Annotated in this window: 15 protein-coding genes; 10 read left to right on the top strand and 5 right to left on the bottom strand. The window is 69.9% G+C overall.

The window, feature by feature from the left end:
• Positions 1 to 27: 27 nt before the first annotated feature.
• Positions 28 to 936, bottom strand: a complete 909-nt coding sequence (locus AC5Y3Z_RS14875) for an HAD family hydrolase (RefSeq protein WP_463825663.1) — start codon at positions 934 to 936, stop codon at positions 28 to 30.
• A gap of 108 nt (positions 937 to 1044) precedes the next feature.
• On the opposite strand from AC5Y3Z_RS14875, the gene AC5Y3Z_RS14870 reads away from it, so the two are divergent.
• From AC5Y3Z_RS14870 to AC5Y3Z_RS14840, 7 genes are all read left to right on the top strand, one after another.
• On the top strand, positions 1045 to 1317 hold the full coding sequence (locus tag AC5Y3Z_RS14870; protein WP_463825972.1) for a glutaredoxin family protein: 273 nt from the start codon (positions 1045 to 1047) through the stop codon (positions 1315 to 1317).
• 208 nt (positions 1318 to 1525) lie between these two features.
• Positions 1526 to 2890: a glutamyl-tRNA reductase gene (locus AC5Y3Z_RS14865; protein WP_473139410.1), complete on the top strand. Its 1365-nt coding sequence runs from the start codon at positions 1526 to 1528 to the stop codon at positions 2888 to 2890.
• A gap of 10 nt (positions 2891 to 2900) precedes the next feature.
• On the top strand, positions 2901 to 3848 hold the full coding sequence (gene hemC, locus AC5Y3Z_RS14860; protein WP_463825665.1) for a hydroxymethylbilane synthase: 948 nt from the start codon (positions 2901 to 2903) through the stop codon (positions 3846 to 3848).
• 32 nt (positions 3849 to 3880) lie between these two features.
• Complete coding sequence (locus AC5Y3Z_RS14855) at positions 3881 to 5551, top strand: bifunctional uroporphyrinogen-III C-methyltransferase/uroporphyrinogen-III synthase (RefSeq protein ID WP_473139409.1); 1671 nt, start codon at positions 3881 to 3883, stop codon at positions 5549 to 5551.
• A gap of 22 nt (positions 5552 to 5573) precedes the next feature.
• The gene (hemB, locus tag AC5Y3Z_RS14850) at positions 5574 to 6563 is read left to right on the top strand and encodes a porphobilinogen synthase (RefSeq protein ID WP_473139408.1); all 990 of its coding nucleotides are present in this window, start codon (positions 5574 to 5576) and stop codon (positions 6561 to 6563) included.
• A gap of 11 nt (positions 6564 to 6574) precedes the next feature.
• Positions 6575 to 7126, top strand: coding sequence for a transport-regulating membrane protein Mce1N (gene mce1N, locus AC5Y3Z_RS14845; protein WP_473139407.1), 552 nt, complete (start codon positions 6575 to 6577; stop codon positions 7124 to 7126).
• Positions 7123 to 7407 (top strand): hypothetical protein, encoded by a 285-nt coding sequence (locus AC5Y3Z_RS14840; protein ID WP_463825670.1) that lies wholly within the window; start codon positions 7123 to 7125, stop codon positions 7405 to 7407. The genes mce1N and AC5Y3Z_RS14840 overlap by 4 nt, the downstream gene beginning before the upstream one ends.
• Here AC5Y3Z_RS14840 and AC5Y3Z_RS14835 read toward each other — a convergent pair.
• Positions 7358 to 7771 carry an STAS domain-containing protein gene (locus tag AC5Y3Z_RS14835; RefSeq protein ID WP_473139506.1) on the bottom strand — a complete coding sequence of 138 codons (414 nt, stop codon included), beginning with the start codon at positions 7769 to 7771 and terminating at the stop codon, positions 7358 to 7360. The genes AC5Y3Z_RS14840 and AC5Y3Z_RS14835 overlap by 50 nt on opposite strands.
• A gap of 187 nt (positions 7772 to 7958) precedes the next feature.
• On the opposite strand from AC5Y3Z_RS14835, the gene AC5Y3Z_RS14830 reads away from it, so the two are divergent.
• Both AC5Y3Z_RS14830 and AC5Y3Z_RS14825 read left to right on the top strand, forming a co-directional pair.
• On the top strand, positions 7959 to 9215 hold the full coding sequence (locus tag AC5Y3Z_RS14830; RefSeq protein WP_473139406.1) for an acyltransferase family protein: 1257 nt from the start codon (positions 7959 to 7961) through the stop codon (positions 9213 to 9215).
• Positions 9216 to 9331: 116 nt separating this feature from the next.
• Complete coding sequence (locus AC5Y3Z_RS14825; protein WP_473139505.1) at positions 9332 to 10012, top strand: Rv0518 family GDSL lipase; 681 nt, start codon at positions 9332 to 9334, stop codon at positions 10010 to 10012.
• A gap of 71 nt (positions 10013 to 10083) precedes the next feature.
• Here AC5Y3Z_RS14825 and AC5Y3Z_RS14820 read toward each other — a convergent pair whose 3' ends face one another.
• Positions 10084 to 12609 carry a PE family protein gene (locus AC5Y3Z_RS14820; protein WP_473139405.1) on the bottom strand — a complete coding sequence of 842 codons (2526 nt, stop codon included), beginning with the start codon at positions 12607 to 12609 and terminating at the stop codon, positions 10084 to 10086.
• A gap of 301 nt (positions 12610 to 12910) precedes the next feature.
• On the opposite strand from AC5Y3Z_RS14820, the gene AC5Y3Z_RS14815 reads away from it, so the two are divergent.
• On the top strand, positions 12911 to 13951 hold the full coding sequence (locus AC5Y3Z_RS14815; protein ID WP_473139404.1) for a linear amide C-N hydrolase: 1041 nt from the start codon (positions 12911 to 12913) through the stop codon (positions 13949 to 13951).
• Between the two features lie 231 nt (positions 13952 to 14182).
• Here AC5Y3Z_RS14815 and AC5Y3Z_RS14810 read toward each other — a convergent pair whose 3' ends face one another.
• Together AC5Y3Z_RS14810 and AC5Y3Z_RS14805 are read right to left on the bottom strand one after the other, a co-directional pair.
• A complete protein-coding gene (locus AC5Y3Z_RS14810) occupies positions 14183 to 16309 on the bottom strand; it encodes an acyltransferase family protein (protein ID WP_473139403.1) in 2127 nt (708 codons plus the stop codon).
• 3 nt (positions 16310 to 16312) lie between these two features.
• Positions 16313 to 17140 carry an alpha/beta hydrolase gene (locus AC5Y3Z_RS14805; RefSeq protein ID WP_499917932.1) on the bottom strand — a complete coding sequence of 276 codons (828 nt, stop codon included), beginning with the start codon at positions 17138 to 17140 and terminating at the stop codon, positions 16313 to 16315.
• Positions 17141 to 17201: the final 61 nt, after the last annotated feature.

Raw genomic sequence — 17201 nt, 5'->3', positions numbered from 1 at the left:
TCAAACGATGCTCAGCGGCGCAGCTTATCAGCGTGATTGCCGGCGGGAGGCCAGCGCGGCCAGCGCGCCACCGGCCGCCCCCAGCGCCAGGGCGGACGGAACGCCGATGCGGGCGGCCTTGCGGGCGGTGCGGAAGTCGCGAATCTCCCACCCGCGCTCGCGGGCCAGGCTGCGCAACCGGGCGTCGGGATTGATCGCGACCGCGGTGCCTACCAGCGACAGCATCGGGACGTCGTTGTAACTGTCGGAGTAGGCGGTGCAGCGTCGGAGGTTCAGTCCCTCCCGGATGGCCAGCGACCGCACCGCGTGCGCTTTGCCGACCCCGTGCAGGATGTCGCCCACCAGCCGGCCGGTGAACACGCCGTCGACCGATTCGGCCACCGATCCCAGCGCGCCGGTCAGGCCCAGCCGGCGGGCGATGGTGGCCGCGAGCTCATAGGGCGTGGCGGTGATCAGCCACACCTGTTGGCCGGCGTCCAGGTGCATCTGGGTCAGCTCCCGGGTTCCCGACCAGATCTTGTCCGCGATGATCTCGTCGTAGATCTCCTCGCCCAGGCGCACCAGTTCGTCGACGGACCGGCCTTCGATGAAGGCCAGCGCTTTGCGGCGGCCGGCCGCGACATCCTCGGCGTTCTCTTTGCCGAGAATCTGGAACTTGGCCTGCGCGTAGACGAATCCGAGCACATCCCGATAGCTGAAATAGTCGCGTGCGGCCAGTCCGCGGCCGAAGTGCACGGCCGAGGAGCCCTGCACCAGCGTGTTGTCCACGTCGAAGAACGCGGCGGCGGTCAGATCGACGGGCGGCGGCGGACGCTCGCCCGTCGGGGCGGCGTGCAGGTCTTCGAGGGCGCGTTCGGCGCTGGCATTGGCGGCCAGCGCCTCCAGGTCCGGGTTGCCGGTGTAGACGATGTCCTCGCCGGGGTCGGAGGAAGCCATCACAAACCTCCCATGTCACTGTCTGGCCCGGTTGCCGGTCCCTGCCCGCCAACCCTATCCGGCCGGACTGTGACGCCGCCTGCCACCGGCGGCGGAGATGCCACACTGATGGCCATGACGACGAGCCGGCCTCAGGTGCAGTTGCTGACCCGCGCCGGGTGCGCGATCTGCCTGCGCGTGCAGGCCCGGTTGACCGAACTGGCCGGCGAGCTGAATTTCGACCTGGCCAGCGTCGACGTCGACGCCGCGGCACTGGCCGGGAACGCCGAGTTGCGAGCCGAATTCGGGGACCGGTTGCCGGTGGTACTGCTCGACGGCCGCGAGCACAGCTACTGGGAGGTCGACGAGCCGCGGCTGCGGGCCGATCTCGCCGCCCGCTGACGCGCTGGGCGGTGCTGTGAGCCGAGCCGGTAACCAGGCCGTGTCTGAGCCGGAAGTTACGGCCTGAGCGCAGCGTCGGTGCCCTCAGTACAGTCTCGACGCCGCCCGGTGACCTCGGTCGCTCATTTGGTAGCCCGCCGCAGAACCGACTACCTTGGGTAGGAGTTCACTTTCACAGAGGCAAGGGAGCGGGCCAGGTGATGCTGCCGTGAGCATCCTGCTCTTCGGGGTTTCGCACCGCAGTGCGCCGGTCTCCGTCCTGGAACAACTCAGCATCGACGAGTCCGATCAGCTCAAGATCGTCGACCAGGTGCTGCAATCGCCGCTGGTGACCGAGGCCATGGTGCTCTCGACGTGCAACCGCGTCGAGGTGTACGCGGTGGTGGAAGCGTTTCACGGCGGGCTGTCGGTGATCGGGCAGGCGCTGGCCGAGTTCTCCGGGATGTCGATGGGCGATCTGACCAAGCACGCCTACGTCCGGTACAGCGAGGCCGCCGTCGAGCACCTGTTTGCGGTGGCCAGCGGCCTGGATTCGGCGGTGGTGGGCGAACAGCAGGTGCTCGGCCAGGTCCGGCGCGCCTACGCCGCCGCGGAGACCCACAGCACGGTCGGCCGGGTGCTGCACGAACTGGCGCAGCGGGCCCTGTCGGTGGGCAAGCGGGTGCACAGCGAAACCGCCATCGACGCCGCCGGTGCCTCGGTGGTCTCGGTGGCGCTGGGTATCGCCGAACGCAAGCTGGGCACCCTGGCCGGCAAGACCGCCGCGGTGGTCGGTGCCGGGGCCATGGGTGGGCTGGCGGCCGCCCACCTGACCCGCGCCGGGATCGGCCGGGTGTTCGTGTTGAACCGGTCGGTGGACCGGGCGCGGCGGCTGGCGGCCCGGCTCAGCGAATCCGGCGTGCCGGCCGAAGCGATGGCCCTGGAGCAGTTGCCCGACGCGATGGCCGCGGCCGACGTGGTGGTCAGCTGCACCGGGGCGGTGAGCCCGGTGGTGTCGCTGGCCGACGTGCACCACGCGCTGGCCGGGGTGCGCCGCGACGAAACAGCAAAGCCGCTGGTCATCTGCGATCTGGGGATGCCCCGCGACGTCGACCCGGCGGTGGCCGGCCTGCCCGGTGTCCTGGTCGTCGACGTGGACCGGGTGCAACATGAGCCGTCGGCGCACGCCGCGGCCGCCGACGTCGACGCCGCCCGCCTCATCGTCGCCGCCGAGGTCGCCGCCTACCTGGCGGGGCAGCGGATGGCCGAGGTCACCCCCACTGTCACCGCGTTGCGCCAGCGGGCGGCTGACGTGGTCGAGGCGGAATTGCTGCGCCTGGACAACCGGCTGCCCGACTTGGCGAGCGCTCAGCGCGAAGAGGTGGCCCGTACGGTACGACGGGTGGTCGACAAGTTGCTGCACGCGCCCACGGTGCGCATCAAGCAACTCGCCAGCGCCCCGGGGGGCGACAGTTACGCCGAGGCCCTGCGGGAGCTCTTCGAACTCGACCAGACTGCGGTGGATGCGGTCGCCGCAGGCGAATTGCCAGTTCTACCAAGCGGTTTCGATAGCTCAAAGCAGTCCGCCGAGTAGTTTGGCGCACGTGATCCGGATAGGCACTCGGGGCAGTCTGCTGGCCACCACCCAGGCTGCGACGATCAGGGACGCGTTGATCGCCAACGGTCACCCCGCGGAGTTGGTGACGATCAGCACGGTGGGTGACCGGTCGTCGGCGCCGATCGAAACACTCGGCGTCGGCGTGTTCACCACCGCGCTGCGCGAGGCCATGCAGGACGGCCGGGTCGACGCGGCCGTGCATTCGCACAAAGATCTGCCCACCGCCGACGACCCGCGCTTCACCATCGCGGCGATACCGCCGCGTAACGATCCCCGCGACGCGCTGGTGGCACGCGACGGGCTGGTGCTGGGCGAATTGCCGGCCGGTTCGCTGGTGGGGACGTCCTCGCCGCGACGGGCCGCACAGCTTAGAGCACTGGGTCTCGGTTTGGAAATCCGCCCCCTAAGAGGCAACCTAGATACCAGGTTGAACAGGGTAAGCAGTGGTGATCTTGACGCCGTCGTGGTGGCCCGGGCCGGTCTGGCCCGACTGGGTCGTCTCAATGACGTCACCGAGACGTTGGAGCCCGTGCAAATGTTGCCAGCGCCTGCTCAGGGCGCCCTCGCAGTCGAATGCCGGGCCGGCGACAGCCGGTTGGTCGCCGTGTTGGCGGAGTTGGACGATGCCGACACGCGGGTAGCGGTCACCGCGGAGCGAACTCTGCTCGCCGAACTGGAGGCGGGCTGCTCCGCACCGGTGGGCGCGATCGCTGAGGTGGTCGAGTCCATCGATGAGGAGGGGCGCATCTTCGAGGAGGTGTCGCTGCGCGGCTGCGTGGCGGCGCTGGACGGATCCGACGTGATCCGCGCGTCCGGGATCGGCACGGTCGACCGGGCCCGCGAACTGGGGCTCTCAGTTGCCGCGGAATTGTTCGAGCTGGGCGCACGAGAGCTGATGAGGGGAGCGCGGGAAGACCCCGTGCAAGGAAATTGAGTGGGATTCGATAACACGTGGGAGCGACAACGATGACGCGAGGGCGTAAGCCGAGGCCGGGCCGCATTACTTTTGTGGGTTCCGGTCCTGGCGACCCCGGTCTACTGACCACCCGAGCCGCCACGGTGCTGGCGAATGCCACCCTGGTTCTCACCGACCCCGATGTGCCGGAGCCGGTGCTGGCGTTGATCGGGAGGGATCTGCCGCCGGTGTCCGGGCCGGTGCCCGCCGCACCTGCGCCGGGCAGCGCGGACGGGTCGTCTTCGGACAGCCCGCCGGACAGCCACGCCGCGCCTGCGGTGGTGTCGGGTGAGCCCGACGTCCGCCCGGCGCTCGGCGACCCGGCCGAGGTCGCCAAGACTCTGGCGCACGAGGCCCGCCTGGGCGTCGATGTGGTGCGGCTGGTGGCCGGCGACCCGCTTGCGGTGGACGCGGTGATCACCGAGGTGAACGCGGTCGCGCGCACCCACCTGCACGTCGAGATCGTGCCGGGCCTGGCGCCCAGCAGCGCCGTGCCGACCTATGCCGGCCTGCCCCTGGGTTCTGCGCACACCGTCGCCGACGTGCGCGGGGACGTGGACTGGGAGGCGCTGGCCGCCGCACCCGGACCGCTGATCCTGCAGGCGACCGCGTCGCACCTGGCCGAGGCCGCACGCACCCTGATCGACCACGAGCTGGCCGACACCACCCCGTGCGTGGTGACCGCGCAGGGCACCACCTGCCAGCAGCGGTCCGTCGAATCCACGCTGCTTGGTCTGACCGACCCGGCGGTGCTCGGCGGCGGCAGCGACCCGGCCGGCCCGCTGACCGGACCGCTGGTGGTCACCATCGGCAAGACGGTGACCAGCCGGGCCAAGCTGAACTGGTGGGAGAGCCGCGCCCTGTACGGCTGGACCGTGCTGGTGCCCCGCACCAAGGACCAGGCCGGCGAGATGAGCGAGCGGCTGACCTCCTACGGTGCCCTGCCCATCGAGGTGCCCACCATTGCCGTCGAGCCGCCGCGCAGCCCCGCGCAGATGGAGCGGGCGGTGAAGGGACTGGTCGACGGCCGCTTCCAGTGGGTGGTGTTCACCTCCACCAACGCCGTGCGCGCGGTGTGGGAGAAGTTCGGTGAGTTCGGCCTGGACGCGCGGGCGTTCTCCGGGGTGAAGATCGCCTGCGTCGGCGAGTCGACGGCGGACCGGGTCCGCGCGTTCGGGATCAGCCCCGAGCTGGTGCCGTCCGGCGAGCAGTCATCGATGGGGCTGCTGGACGAATTCCCGCCCTACGACAGCATTTTCGACCCGGTGAACCGCGTGCTGCTGCCGCGTGCCGACATCGCCACCGAGACGCTGGCCGAAGGTCTGCGGGAGCGGGGCTGGGAGATCGAGGACGTCACCGCCTACCGGACGGTGCGCGCCGCACCGCCGCCGGCGTCCACCCGCGAAATGATCAAGACCGGTGGTTTCGACGCGGTGTGCTTCACCTCCAGCTCGACCGTGCGCAACTTGGTCGGCATCGCCGGCAAGCCGCATGCGCGCACCATCATCGCCTGCATCGGCCCCAAGACCGCCGAGACCGCAGCCGAATTCGGGTTGCGGGTGGATGTGCAGCCGGAGACCGCTGCGGTGGGTCCGCTGGTCGATGCGCTGGCCGAACACGCCGCCCGGTTGCGCGCTGAGGGTGCGTTGCCGCCGCCGCGGAAGAAGAGCCGCCGGCGATGACTGGCGGCTAGGGGCAGCGCTGATGGTCTACCCACGGCAGCGTCCGCGCCGGCTGCGCTCTACCCCGGCCCTGCGCCGTCTGGTGGCCGAAACCTCGGTGGAGCCACGGCATTTGGTGCTGCCGATGTTCATCAGCGCTGAGGCCGACGCGAAAGGCGAGCCACGCCCCATCTCGTCGATGCCGGGCGTGCTGCAACACACCCGCGACTCGCTGCGCAGCGCCGCCGCAGCCGCGGTGGCGGCCGGGGTGGGCGGGTTGATGCTGTTCGGGGTGCCCGACGAGGACGACAAGGACGCGCAGGGCTCGGCCGGGACCGACCCCGACGGCGTTCTCAACGTCGCCCTGCGCGACCTGGCCAAGGATCTCGGCGATGCGACCGTGCTGATGGCCGATACCTGCCTGGACGAGTTCACCGACCATGGGCACTGCGGCGTCCTGGACGCGCGGGGCCGGGTCGACAACGACAAGACCCTGGATCGGTACGTGAAACTTGCTGTGGCACAAGCAGATTCGGGTGCACAGGTGGTCGGTCCCAGCGGCATGATGGACGGACAGGTGGCCGCCATCCGGGACGGGCTGGACGCAGCCGGCCACACCGACGTGGTGATCCTGGCGTATGCGGCAAAGTTCGCCTCGGCGTTCTACGGCCCGTTCCGCGAGGCGGTGGCTTCCAGCCTGTCCGGGGACCGCCGCACCTATCAGCAGGAGCCCGGCAACGCCCGCGAGGCATTGCGCGAGATCGAGCTCGACCTCGCCGAAGGCGCCGACATCGTCATGGTCAAGCCCGCGATGAGCTATCTGGACGTGGTGGCGGCAGCGGCCAGCGTGTCAGCTGTCCCGGTGGCTGCGTACCAGGTGTCGGGGGAGTACGCGATGATCTGTGCGGCGGCGGCCAACGGGTGGATCGACGAACGCGCCGCAGCGCTGGAGTCGTTGACCGGGATCCGGCGGGCGGGGGCCGATATCGTGCTGACCTATTGGGCGGCCGACGTGGCGGGTTGGCTGGCGTGACGGAGGCGCACATGACATCTGCGGGGGAACCCGACGAGACGCGGCTGTTCTACGAGTCCGGTGCCAGCTGGTACTGGGTGCTGGCCGGTCCCCTGTCGGCGGCGTCGTTGATCTATATCCAGTGGGCCAACCACGTGCCGATCTCGCTGCTGGTCCCGTTCATCTTCCTGGTGCTGGTGACGGCGTTCGTGGCGCTGCAGGTGCATGCGGCGCGGGTGCACACCTCCGTCGAGCTGACCGAGGACGCGTTGCGCCAGGGCACCGAGACCATCCTGGTCTCCGAGATCGTCAAGGTCTTCCCCGAAGCCGAGAATTCGGTGGCATCCGGCAAACCGCTGGCCAGGTGGCAGTCGGCGCGGGCGCTCGGCGAACTCGTCGGGGTGCCGCGCGGCCGGTACGGGATCGGCCTGAAGCTCACCGGTGATCGCACTGCGCAGGCCTGGGCGCGTCGGCACCGGCATTTCCGGGACGCGCTGACCGCGCTGGTGGAGAAACGGATGGGTCCTTACGTGCCGGACATCGCCGACGAGCTGGATGTCTCCGACGACGAGTCGTCGCTGTGACCGGGCGGACATTCGCCGAGTTGGTGCTGGCCGGTCTGGCGCTGGTGGCTGCCGCCGTCAGCTGGGGTCATACCCGTTCCACGATCGCCGTTGCGCCGATCATCGAGGGGCAACCGGCCACCTCATCGGTCGTCTACGACCCGCAGCTGTTGGTGCTGACGCTGTCGTTGGTGACGGTCGCCGGGATCCTGGTGGTGATCGCGGTGGCCAGGTGGCGACGGGACAGAACGCTCAGGCCGACTTCTTCAGCAGCGGCAGAACCATTTGACGCCGCCAGGTGATGGCGTCGGCCAGGCCGCGCAGGGCCTGGTGCACCGAGTTGGCAACCGGGAACGAATCGTCGAGCAGCGTGGCGACGGTCTGGTTCGCGACGAGCATCCACTCGACGTCGGCGGCGCGGCACTCTTCGTCCATGGCGCACAGCAATGCGATACCGGCTGAGGAGAAGTGGCTGACGCCGCTCAGGTCCAGCACCACCGGGTTGTCGGCCTGCACGAAGCGGCGAACGTGGTCGCCGACCTGTTCCACATTGACGGCGTCGATTTCGCCGCGGATGGTCACCACCGTCGCCAGATGACGACAGTGCGCGCGGATCTGGGCGCCCCCGCAGTCGATCGTGCTCGAAACCGGCATCGCGATCGTCATGAACAGCCCCATTTCCCTGTTGCCCACCAAACCTGCCTTTAAAGTGCCCGCAAAACTTAATGGCACCGCTAGTTACGACTAATTCTTTGCTAAGAAGTGGCGCGACGCCCGGCCCACCGACGCCGCTGTTAGGCTGCCTCAGCGGCCGGTTGCCGGCCGGCAGCGGAGTCCAGGCGGAAAGAACCTCGTGCAAAGCGGTGAACTCAGGAGCCAGATCAAAGGCGAGATCAAGGCCCTGACCGGACTCCGCATCGTCGCCTCCCTATGGGTGGTGCTCTTCCACTTCCGGCCCATGGTGGCCGACGCGTCGCCCGATCTGCGGGAAAATCTGGCCCCGGTGCTCAATTGCGGCGCGCAGGGTGTGGACCTGTTCTTCATCCTGAGCGGATTCGTGTTGACCTGGAACTACCTGGACCGGATGGGTCACTCGTTCTCGCTGCGCGCCACGGTGCACTTCCTGTGGCTGCGGCTGGCCCGGGTGTGGCCGGTGTATCTGGTCACCCTGCACCTGGCCGCCGCGTGGTTCATTCTCACCTTGCACATCGGACATACGCCGATGCCCGACGTGGGCCGGCTCACCGCGATCAGCTATGTACGGCAGGTCCTGCTGGTCCAGCTCTGGTTTCAGCCGTATTTCGACCTATCCAGCTGGGACGGGCCGGCCTGGTCGATCAGCGCGGAATGGCTGGCGTATCTGCTGTTCGGTGGCCTGGTGCTGGTGATCTTCCGCATCCAGCACGCGACGCGGGCGCGGGGCCTGATGCTGATGGCTGTCGCGGCGTCGCTGCCGCCGGTGGTGTTGTTGTTGGCCAGTGGCGTGTTCTACACCCCCTGGAGTTGGCTGCCCCGGATCGTCACGCAGTTCGCCGCCGGAGCGATCGCCTGTGCCGCGGTGCGCAGGCTGCGGCTGACCGAGCGGGGGCGACGCATCGCCGGGTACTTATCCCTGCTGCTCGTGGTGGCCATCGTCGGGATCCTGTACCTGCTCGATGCGTTCCCGATCACCGGGGTGTACGACAGTAGCGGGGTGGTCGACCTGTTGTTCGTTCCGCTGGTGATCACCCTGGCCGTCGGCATCGGCAGCTTGCCGTGGCTGCTGTCGACGCGGGTGATGGTGTACGGCGGCGAGATCTCGTTCTGCCTGTACATGGTGCACGAATTGGTGCACACCCCGTGGACGTGGGCGGTGGTGAATTTCGGGTTGCACCCGTGGCTGCCGGACAGCCCATGGCGCTGGAACATCTTCGGCCTGCTGGCCGTCGCGGTGGGACTGTCGATCCTGCTGTACCACTTCGTCGAAGAGCCGGCCCGCCGCTGGATGCGCCGGATGGTCGACGCGCGGCCCACGCCGGCGGGGCACGAACCCGACGATTCGCCCGGTACCAATCTCGATCCCATCAGCGTTGCCCCGGAAAGCATTTCGGCGCGCGCCGCCGTGCGCTGACTCAATTGAGACCGGAAACACCGCGCGTTCGACGCGGGTTCGGATCCAGAGCGACCTAAACTCGGGGGAGTCTGATGCCCCGTGAAGGTGGCCGGTTTTCCTGGAGGCGTGTCGTGGTGGGTCGGCTGGCCACGTGGATCATTGGTCTCTCGTTGTTGGCCGCTGCGACGGTTCACAGTCCGGCGCAGCCGGTGCGTCTGACGAGCTTCGATTTCCGCCCGAGCCGCATTGCGGTGATCGGCGATTCGTACACGACTGGCACCGACGAGGGCGGCCTGGGCGCCACATCGTGGACGTGCCGCGCCTGGCAGCTGCTCGCCCAGCGCGGGCTGCGCATCGACGCCGACGTGGCGGCCGAAGGTCGCGCCGGTTACGGCACGGTCGGCAACCGCGGCAGCGTCTTCGCGGACCTGACGGCCCGGGCGGTCAAGCCGGACGACGTGCTGGTGACGTTCTTCGGCTCCCGCAACGACCAGGGTGTGGAGCCACGGCTGCTGGCCGACCGGGTCCGCGTCACCTTCGACATCGCGCGCCGATTGGCGCCTGCGGCACGGTTTTTGGTGATCGGCCCGCCCTGGCCGACCGCCGACGTGCCCGGTGCGGTGTTGCAGATCCGCGACATCATGCACGCGGCGGCACGCGACGCGGGGGCGGCGTTCGTCGACCCGATCGAGCGCCGCTGGTTCGTGGATCGACCGGACCTGATCGGCACCGACGGTGTGCACCCGAACGACACGGGACATGCGTATATGGCGCGCAAGATCGCGCCGCTGGTGCGGGATCAGTTGGCCAGGTGAACGCGGATCGGCGGACCATTGCGCAGTGACGCGTGGGACGCCGCGCAGCCAAGCGGCCGGCTCGGGGCGGGTCAGCCGTAGATCAGGCCGCCGCCGCCGGCCAGGCCGTCGAGTCCGCTGAGTCCGGCAGTGCCTGGATCATGGTTGGCGTCCCCCGGCCCGCCCGGCCCACCGGACCCGGCGCGGCCAGGGGGTCCGCCGCTGCCGATCAAACCCGCGTTTCCGGCGTTCCCGCCGTTGCCGCCGTTACCGCCGGAATGACCGGCCCGGTAGGTGTTGCCGCCCGTCCCGCCGACTCCGCCGGCCCCGCCGCTGTTGGGGCTGCCGCCATCGCCTCCGTACCCGCCGGCCCCGCCGGCACCACCGTCGCCGTAGCCGCCGTGCGGGTTTCCGCTGCCGCCGGCGCCGCCGGACCCGCCCAGTCCACCGGTCCCGAACAGCAGTGCGCCGGTGCCACCGGTGCCACCGGTGCCACCGGCACCTGCACTGGACAGGCCGGAGCCGCCGCCGCTTCCGCCGGTCCCACCGCCCCCGCCGGCGCCGAACAACGAGGCGACGCCGCCGACACCACCTGCCCCGCCCAGCCCGCCGTGCAGACCTCCGGCAGTGGCGTTGCCGTCCCCGCCGGTCCCGCCCGCCCCGCCGGTCCCGCCGTTGCCGTAGAGGAATCCGCCACCGCCGCCGGCCCCGCCCGTACCGCCGCTGCCGCCGGCAACGCCGACGCGGGACATGTTGTCCGAGCCGCCGGCGGCACCGCCCCGGCCACCGTGACCACCGGTCCCGCCGTCCCCGAACAGTCCCGGCCGGCCGCCGGCCCCGCCCGTGCCACCGTTGGCGCCGTTGAAGCCGGGGCTGCCCGGTGCGGCGTCGCCACCGGCGCCGCCGGCTCCGCCGTGGCCGAACAGGTAACCGCCGTGGCCGCCGCTCCCACCGGCGCCGCCCAGCCAGCCCCGGCCGCCGGCGCCACCGGTACCGATCAGGCCGGCGGAACCCCCGGCGCCGCCGGCTTGGCTCACTGCGCCGCCCGTGGGGCTGTATCCGGCACCGCCGTTGCCGTACAGCAGACCCCCGGCCTGACCATTCGGACTGGCCGCCGTCCCGTCGGCGCCGTCCCCGATCAGCCCACGCCCGAACAGCTCCTGCGCCCGAGTGTTCAACGTCCCCAACACGTCGTGCTGGGCGATCCAGGAACCGGCTTGGGCGCCGGAGGTGCCGTAGATCAGGCCGCCGGCTCCGGCGAGACCGTCGAGTCCGCCCAGCCCGGCGGTGCCCGGCCCGAGGGCGGTGTCGGCGGGCGTGCCACGCCCCCCGGTGCCACCCTGCCCGGCGATCCCGCCGTCGCCGAAAAGCCGGGCCGCTCCGCCGTTTCCGGCGTTGCCGCCGTTGCCGCCGGAATGGCCGGCCTGGTAGGTGTCACCGCCTACGCCGCCGGCTCCGCCAGCGCCACCAGTGCCGTACACCCAGCTCCCAGCGCCGCCGTTGCCACCGCCTCCGCCAGCCCCGCCGTCGCCGTAGCCGCCATACAGGTTGGCGCTCGCACCGGCGCCGCCGGCCCCGCCCTGCCCGCCGGTTCCGACGAGGAACGCTGCGGTGCCTCCGGCGCCGCCGGTGCCACCGGCACCTGCGCTGGACAGACCGGAGGTCCCACCAGTCCCGCCGGTCCCGCCGATTCCACCCGCCCCGAACATTCCTGCCACGCCGCCGACGCCACCTGCCCCGCCCAGCCCGCCGTGCAGACCTCCGGCAGTGGCGTTGCCATCGCCGCCGGTCCCACCGGTGCCACCGGCGCCGCTTGTGCCGTAGAGGAATCCACCCGCCCCGCCGGCTCCACCGACGCCACCGCTGCCGCCGGCAACGCCGACGCGGGACATGTTGTCCGAGCCGCCGGCGGCACCGCCCCGGCCACCGTGACCACCGGTCCCGCCGTCCCCGAACAGTCCCGGCCGGCCGCCGGCCCCGCCCGTGGCACCGTTGGCGCCGTTGAAGCCGGGGCTGCCCGGTGCGGCGTCGCCACCGGCGCCGCCGGCTCCGCCGTGGCCGAACAGGTAACCGCCGTGGCCGCCGCTCCCACCGGCGCCGCCCAGCCAGCCCCGGCCGCCGGCGCCACCGGTACCGATCAACCCGGCGGAACCCCCGGCGCCGCCGGCTTGGCTCACTGCGCCGCCGGTGGGGCTGTATCCGGCACCGCCGTTGCCGTACAGCAGACCCCCGGCCTGTCCATTCGGACTAGCCGCCGTGCCGTCGGCCCCGTCGCCGATCAACGCACGGCCAAACAACGCCTCAGCCTGTGAATTCAACGTCCCCAACACATCAACGTTGGCGGCCTCGGCGCCGGCGTACGTGACGCCACTGGCCGCGAACGCGTCAGCGATGTGCTGATGAAACCGCGCGACCTGCGTGTTCGCCTGTTGATAAGTCTGGCCGAAGGAGCTGAACAGTTCGGCGACGGCCGCCGATACTTCGTCCTGGGCGGCGGCGGTGACACTGAGAATTCGAAGCGAGGCGCTGGAATGTGCGCCATGCAGGGCGGACTGGATCTCCGCCAGATTCCCCACGGCACCCGCTAGAGCGTCGGGGGCGACCAGCAGGTACGACATCGTTGTCAACCGTACGTTCAGCTCGCCCGGCGAGTTGGGCCTTTTGGACTTCCGGGGGAGGCTGACCGCAGTCCTCAACGACGCACTAGTCCTCCGAGTGCCGCTCGTCGTCCCGTCGTTTCTATCCGTAACGGGTTCAGGTGTCGCCCCGAGATCGCAGCGACTAGGTCACCGGTGTGGGCCCGGCCGTCCGGAAGGCACAGCTGGTAAATACGATCTATCGCCTGGTGTGGGATGAGTTCGGCGGCAAGGTTTCAGAAACGTAGTCGATACAACAACGAATCGAAGAAGGCGGCGTCACGTGTGCACACGAGTCCTCTGGCCGGACACCGGCGACAAGACCGGCCACTTGGTTTTGGTAGGCCGGAACATGGACTTTCACACAGACCTGATGACCAACCTGTGGAAGCAACCGCGCGGCGTACGACGTGACGACACAGTGGCCGGGAAACTCACCTGGACATCGAAGTACGGCAGTGTCGTAGCCACCGCCTACGACATCACCTCCGTGGACGGTATGAACGAAGCGGGTCTGGCGGGACACATTCTGTGGCTCGCCGAATCCAGCTATGGGGAGCCGGACGATTCGCGCACGCAGCTCGGGCAGGCAATTTGGCTGCAGTACTTCCTGGACAACTTCGCTACCGTCGCAGAGGCCACCGCGTGGATCACCGAGACCGACGTACAAGTGGTGCAGATGGACGACCCCACCGGCGGCAAACGCCCCGGCTTGCATCTGGCCCTCGACGACGCCGCCGGCGACTCGGCGATCATCGAATACATCGACGGCCACGCGCAGGTGTACCACTCGAAGGACTACCGGGTGATGACCAATTCACCGACCTTCGATCAGCAACTCGAGCTGGTGAAATCGTTCACGGGTCTGGGCGGTGACCTCCCACTGCCCGGCAGTACCGACGCCCGTGACCGGTTCGCGCGCGCGAGCTACTACCTCGAGCGGTTGCCCGCCCCGGACAGCCAGGTCGATGCCGTCGCGGCCATGTTCTCGGTTATCCGCAATGCAGCGCAACCTTTCCGCATCCCGGATCCGGGCAAACCGGATGCCTCGCAGACCATCTGGCAGGTCGTGCTCGATCTGACCACTAAGCGCTACATCTACGAATCCACCACCCGCCCCAACATCGTGTGGGTCGACCTGGCCGACCTCGACTTCACCGAGGGCACTGCCCAACTCAAGCTGGATCTGATCAGCGAACTCGCGGTCGAGGGCGGCATCTCCGGCAAGGTTGCGGACAAGTTCGAAGACAAGGGCCCGATGACATTTCTGTCCCTCGAGATGCTCCGGGGCCCGGAAGGCACGGGGCGCCGACCGAGCCCCTAACGCTGACCCAAAACCGTTGCGGCTCTAATCCTCTGCGTGCCGCTCGTAATCCCAACGTTCGAGGCGAGTCTGTAATTGCCAGACACCGAGCCCGGCGACTGGCGCAGCTGCCGTAACCAGCACCATCAACATCGGACTCATCTCAAACCTCCAAAACCCTTATATTCGTACCACGTTCGTCGGCGCATCGTGGTTCATTCGGCAACGGTGTCGCTACGAAATCGACGCGATTCAGGCACCGGGCAACGCGTGGTCGGCCAAGGCGCCGATGACGGGTGACAACAGCTGGGCGTACTCGGTGGTGACGTGATTGTCGTCCCGGAACACCAGGGTGTTGCCGACGATCATCGGGCAGCGTTCCGGCGTGCAGAACAGGTCGGTCAGGTCGGCGTAAGAGCCGCCCGCCGCGGTGGTCACCCGTTGCTCGGCGGCAATACCGTCGCCGTCGACCGCCACCGAGCGCATCGGTGCGCAGGCGCCGGCGTCGTCGAGGTGGGCCGACAGGCAGGTCGGAGCCGACGATTGCGGATCGGCGACCGGCCCCAGCACCAGCACCGTGGAACCCATGCCGCGCAGGTAGGCGACGATGGCCCCCAACTTGTCGATCCACGCCGGGTCGTACGAGGCGAAGCTGAAGTCGCCGTGGTAGCGCCGACTCATGCTCAGCACCACCAGCTTCGGTGGCTTGGCCCGCAATCGGTCCACGATCTGCGCGCGCCACTGCTCGCACTCGGTGTACTTGCGGCCCAGGTAGGGGCTGACGATCGGCAGGTCCAGAAACGGGCAGGTGACCTTGGTCAGCGTTTCCAGCCGCCAGTGCCGTTGTCCGGCCACCTGCTCCCACGCCGGATTCCACATCGCCGCGTGCGAGTCACCAATCAGCGCCACCGTGGTCGGCGACGCGGTGTCCGCCGAGGCGCACTCGCTCTGACCCACCTCGCGCCAGGACCGCATGCACCCGTTGACGAACACCGGCGCCTTATCGCCCGGCGCCGCCGCCAACGTCGGGTCCAAGTTCGACGGCACCGCCCGCAGACCCGCCGAGGCGGCGAGTGCCGCGCGGGCCTGGGCGAACGCTTGGCGCACCGCCGCCTCCTGCGGACTGAGCTGCGGGTCAGGCGCCGGCGGCAGCGCCTCGATTTTCGCCTGCGGCGCCGCGGTCCCGTGACCCACCGGCGCCGGCACCGCCGTCAGCAACACCGCGCACGCGCACGCCGCTACCGCGCTGGCGGCACCGGCCACGGCCAGGCTGACCCGTGCAGAGCGCCGCAGCGCCGCGGCGAAGCGACCGGGGTTTTCCACCGCATGCATGGTGATCACCGCCAGGCCCGCGGACACCGTCGTCGCCGCCAACCGGCCGGGCAGCCCGCCGGGATCGCCGAGCAGCGCCGGCAGCAGCAGCAACACCGGCCAGTGCCAGAGGTACCACGAGTACGACACCCGCCCGATCGCCCGCATCACCGGCGGGCACAGCACCCGTCCCACCCCCATGCCGCCGGTGACCGAACCGCTTCCGATCACCAGCGCGGTGCCCAGCACCGGCAACAGCGCCGAGGTGCCGGGGTAGGGGGTGTGCGGACCCAACTGGGTGCAGGTCAGCAGGATCAGCGCCAGCCCGCCCCACCCGGCGACCGTCGCCGGCACCAACGGCAGCCGCCGCCACTGGTCGATGGTGAGTGCGACCAGCCCGCCGGCGGCCAGTTCCCAGGCGCGGGTGGGCAGCGAGAAGAACGCCCACGGCGGCGAGCTGTGCGTCCAGATCACCGCGGCCGTCAACGACGCCGCGCCGACCACGCCCAGCAGCACCGCATACGGTGCCGCGCTCGAGGTGTCCCGGCGCAACCGGCCGACCAGCCACGCCGTGCCGATGATGAGCGCCGGCCACACCAGATAGAACTGCTCCTCCACGCCCAACGACCAGTAGTGCTGGAACGGCGACGGCAGGTCGGCGCCCATGTAGTCGGTGCCTTGCGCGGCGAATCGGTAGTTGCCGACGTACAGCATGCTGGCGATGCCGTCGACGAACACCCGTCGGGCCTGCAGCGGCGGCAGCACGATGGCGGCCACCACCGCGGTGACCACCCCTACCGTCGCCGCGGCCGGCAGCAGCCGACGCGCCCGGGCAGCGTAAAAGCCGCCGAGTGCAACGGTTTTCGTGGTCGCGACCTCACGCCACAACAGCCCGGTGATCAGGAAGCCGGAGATGACGAAGAAGACGTCGACACCGATGTAGCCGCCGCCGATGCCCGGCACGCCGGCGTGATAGAGGACCACGGCGACGACCGCGATGGCGCGCAGGCCTTCGATGTCCGGACGGAACGCAGCCCGGGGGATGCGCTGCTCCGCGGTGACTGCCATACGTCAGGTCGCCATCCAGGCCAGCTCGGCCGGCAACTGCGCGCGCCAGTAGTCGACGTCGTGACCGCCGGGGGAGAAGCTGCCCGCCGGCTTCTTCTTGAGCTGGCTGACGAATTGGCTGCTGGAGAAGAAGAACCGGTCGCCGATCCCGCAGTCGACCCGAATGGGAATCGAGTTCAGCACCGGCAAGCCGAACACGGTGTTGCGGTTCCAGTCGTCGATGCTGTCGAACGCGCCGGGTGCGGCGCCGAGGTAGGACAGGTACAGCGCCGGGCTGATCGCGCAGATCCCGGCGGTGCGGGCCGGACCCAGCCGGGCGCCCAGCAGCAGCGCGCCGTACCCGCCCATCGACCAGCCCAGGAATCCGACCCGCGAGGTGTCCATGCCCATCGAGGTCAGCATCGGCAGCAGCTCCTCGAGCACCATGGTGCCGGCGTCCTCGCCGTTGGAGCGCCGATGCCAGTAACTGCTGGGGCCCCCGTCGACGCCCACCACCGCGAACGGCGGTTTGCCGTCGGCGACCAGCTGGGCCAGCGCGTCCTCGACACCGCAGTCCAGCATCATGTTCGCGTCGCTGTCCTTGCCGTGCAACGCGATCACCGGCCGCAGCATCTTGGTCTGCCCCGGCGGCATGGCGATGACCCAGTTGGTCTTGATGCCGCCGCGCGCCGCCGACACGAACGAACCGGTCAGTTTGGTCGGCAGGGTCTTGCCCGCCGTCGGGGGATCGAACGGAGCGGGCGCGGCCGGTGCGGCCACGGTGCTGGCCGGGTCGGCCAGGGCGCCGAGCGCCCACGCACCGGCCGCTCCGAGGCTGGCGCCGGCGCCCATGCGCAGCACCGTACGGCGGGTCAGGTCGGCCACGATCGTCAATGATGCCGGGACAACCGGA

It is taken from the genome of Mycobacterium sp. NGS61 (genome assembly GCF_059812325.1).
The sequence above is the reverse complement of the archived record's forward strand: the minus strand, read 5'-3'. Positions and strand labels throughout refer to the sequence as shown.

What these genes read in the sequence shown, in the direction of transcription:
- hemB (WP_473139408.1), top strand. Translation starts at nt 5,574, where the DNA reads ATGGTCTACCCACGGCAGCGTCCGCGCCGGCTGCGCTCTACCCCGGCC.
- AC5Y3Z_RS14805 (WP_499917932.1), bottom strand. Translation starts at nt 17,140, where the DNA reads ATGGGCGCCGGCGCCAGCCTCGGAGCGGCCGGTGCGTGGGCGCTCGGC.
- AC5Y3Z_RS14820 (WP_473139405.1), bottom strand. Translation starts at nt 12,609, where the DNA reads ATGTCGTACCTGCTGGTCGCCCCCGACGCTCTAGCGGGTGCCGTGGGG.
- AC5Y3Z_RS14835 (WP_473139506.1), bottom strand. Translation starts at nt 7,771, where the DNA reads ATGACGATCGCGATGCCGGTTTCGAGCACGATCGACTGCGGGGGCGCC.
- AC5Y3Z_RS14875 (WP_463825663.1), bottom strand. Translation starts at nt 936, where the DNA reads ATGGCTTCCTCCGACCCCGGCGAGGACATCGTCTACACCGGCAACCCG.
- AC5Y3Z_RS14810 (WP_473139403.1), bottom strand. Translation starts at nt 16,309, where the DNA reads ATGGCAGTCACCGCGGAGCAGCGCATCCCCCGGGCTGCGTTCCGTCCG.
- AC5Y3Z_RS14855 (WP_473139409.1), top strand. Translation starts at nt 3,881, where the DNA reads ATGACGCGAGGGCGTAAGCCGAGGCCGGGCCGCATTACTTTTGTGGGT.
- mce1N (WP_473139407.1), top strand. Translation starts at nt 6,575, where the DNA reads ATGACATCTGCGGGGGAACCCGACGAGACGCGGCTGTTCTACGAGTCC.
- AC5Y3Z_RS14870 (WP_463825972.1), top strand. Translation starts at nt 1,045, where the DNA reads ATGGCCATGACGACGAGCCGGCCTCAGGTGCAGTTGCTGACCCGCGCC.